Source organism: Streptomyces sp. NPDC046900 (genome assembly GCF_040644975.1).
Classification (GTDB): domain Bacteria; phylum Actinomycetota; class Actinomycetes; order Streptomycetales; family Streptomycetaceae; genus Streptomyces.
Window position 1 is genome coordinate 3,701 of the sequence record NZ_JBEYXD010000195.1, and the last position, 1,436, is coordinate 5,136.

At 67.9% G+C, this 1,436-nt stretch carries 2 protein-coding genes; one reads left to right on the top strand and one right to left on the bottom strand.

Features of this window, described 5'->3' with window-relative positions; all coding sequences use genetic code 11:
* A partial coding sequence (locus ABZ904_RS50480; RefSeq protein WP_361830998.1) for an aldo/keto reductase occupies window positions 1–719 on the bottom strand: 719 nt, incomplete at its 3' end.
* Window positions 720–765: 46 nt separating this feature from the next.
* Between ABZ904_RS50480 and ABZ904_RS50485 the strand changes: the two genes are divergently transcribed.
* Window positions 766–1,362 (top strand): TetR/AcrR family transcriptional regulator C-terminal ligand-binding domain-containing protein, encoded by a 597-nt coding sequence (locus tag ABZ904_RS50485; protein WP_359410488.1) that lies wholly within the window; start codon window positions 766–768, stop codon window positions 1,360–1,362.
* Window positions 1,363–1,436 lie beyond the last annotated feature (74 nt).

Below are 1,436 nucleotides of genomic sequence, written 5' to 3' on the forward strand. Positions count from 1 at the left end.
AGGTTCTCGTCCTGGAAGCGTGGCAGCCGTGCCTTGCGCACGTCGTTGTCGGCAAGGTCACCGGTCGAGGTGATGGTGCCGGTCAGGAACCCGCGCCCCAGCGGCGAATACGGTACGAGTCCGATGCCCAGCTCGCGAAGGGTCGGGAGGATCGTGGTCTCGAGATCCCGGGACCACAGGGAGTACTCGCTCTGCACGGCGGTGAGCGGATGGACCGAGTGCGCCCGGCGGATCCGCTCGGCGGACGCCTCACTGATCCCCAGGTAACGGACCTTGCCCGCGTGGACCAGCTCCGCCATGGCGCCGAAGGTCTCCTCGACCGGCACGGTGAAGTCAACGCGGTGCTGGTAGTAGAGATCGATGTAGTCGACGCCGAGTCGCCTCAGTGAGGCGTCGCAGCTGCGGCGGACACTGTCGGGATCGCCGTGGGCTTGCGAGACGCCGGGTATGGCCGCCCCGAACTTGGTGGAGATGACGACCTCGTCGCGGCGGCCAGCGATGGCCCGTCCGACGAGTTCCTCGTTGGTGTACGGGCCGTAGGCGTCGGAGGTGTCCAGCATGTTCACGCCGAGGTCCAGTGCCCGGTGGATGACCGAGCGGGCCTCCTTCTCGGTGGTGCCTCCGTACATGGCGGACATCCCCATGCAGCCGAGTCCGAGCACGGAGGCGTGAAGGCCCTGCGATCCCAGGGCGCGGGTGCCGATTGGCTTCACTGACATACTCCCAAGTGAACGAAACGTATCGTTTCGATGTAGCGTAGCTCCCGTGACAGACCAGGCCCAACAGACTCCCCCGTGGTCGCCCCGCAGCGAGCGCGCCCGGGCGGCGATCATGTCCGCCGCCGTCAGCCTCCTCGAGGAGGTCGGATTCCAGGCGATGACCATGGAGGCGATCGCGGCCCGGGCCGCGGCGAGCAAGGCCACGGTCTACCGGCACTGGCCGACCAAAGCCGCCCTGGTCATGGACGCGTTCATGGCCCGGGTCGATCCCGCAGCACCCTTCCCCGACACAGGCTCGGCCCTGGAGGATTTTGCGCGGCAACTCCGCTCCACGGCCGCACTGTTCGAGAAGGGCCCGGTGCACAGCATGCTGGTCGGTCTGATCACTGCACTACCCAGCACCCCGGAACTCCAGGAAGCCTTCCGCACCCACTACCTTCAACCGCGCCGTGCGCAAGCCGAGACGGCACTGCGCCGTGGCCAGGCGCGGGGCGAGCTGGTACCGGAGATCTCCGCCGGCACCCTCTTCGACCAGTTGTACGGGGCCCTGTACCTCCGGGTCGTTCTCGGTTCCCCACTCACGGCCGGGGAAGCCGAGGCCGCCGTTCACCAGATATTTCGCGGCCTGCTGACCGGCAGCTGACGGCCCACGGCCAGCAGGACACGGCGACGAGCGGCCATGGCGATCATGCGCGTTGTCATGGACGGCGGTTCGGG